1 protein-coding gene and 1 pseudogene are annotated in these 608 nt (G+C 52.8%); one reads left to right on the top strand and one right to left on the bottom strand.

Going from position 1 to position 608, the window contains the following annotated elements:
* Positions 1 to 213, top strand: a 213-nt coding sequence (locus R7E78_RS28175; protein WP_318058889.1) for a YiiD C-terminal domain-containing protein, incomplete at its 5' end; no start/stop codon positions are given.
* On the opposite strand, the pseudogene R7E78_RS28170 reads toward R7E78_RS28175, so the two are convergent.
* Positions 199 to 608 (bottom strand): annotated as a pseudogene (locus R7E78_RS28170) (AsmA family protein); the annotation flags it as partial. The gene R7E78_RS28175 and the pseudogene R7E78_RS28170 sit on opposite strands and share 15 nt — an antisense overlap.

Here is a 608-nt window from a genome sequence, read left to right as displayed (position 1 = left end):
GACAGCTCGATTCGTTATCGTCATCCGGTGGAGCAAAATCCGGTGGCGAGTACCTCGCTTGATGGTATCAGTGGTGATTTGGATCGCTTGGCGTCAGGGCGCAAGGCGCGCATTGTCATCCATGTGGTGATTTACAGCGGCGATACGCCTGCGGTTGATTTCGTTGGCACATACATGCTGTTGCCCAACTATTCGCAGCTACTCAGTTGCTAGTTCTTCTTCGGCTACGACCTCGTTCGTAGCCGGCTCTAACTCTTCTGTTATCTCCTCAACCAGCTCTTCTTCCGGTTGCTCTAGATTCGCCTCTGCAATGCCATGAAAGCTCGATTCCTTCGGCTGAGCATCGTTCGTTGGTACGTTCGGCGTTAAGTGGTCTGGCTGTTGTGGTGAGTCGCAGTCATTACGTGATATTTCACCATCGAGCAGATCGCCTATGATTATGCCGCAGTGATCCTTGAGCTGGAATGTCAAACCGCTGAGTGGGTTGTTGGCCATGTCAAACTCGCCGCTTAGCTGACCGGATATGACATTGCCGGAGATGGTTACAGGCTTGAGCGATACAGCGCCTCGCTGCGCGTGCACTCGAATAGGGGAAAACGTGATGCTCT

The sequence above is a fragment of the Vibrio sp. YT-19(2023) genome, from assembly GCF_033337395.1.
This window is presented reverse-complemented; position numbering and strand designations above follow the sequence as displayed.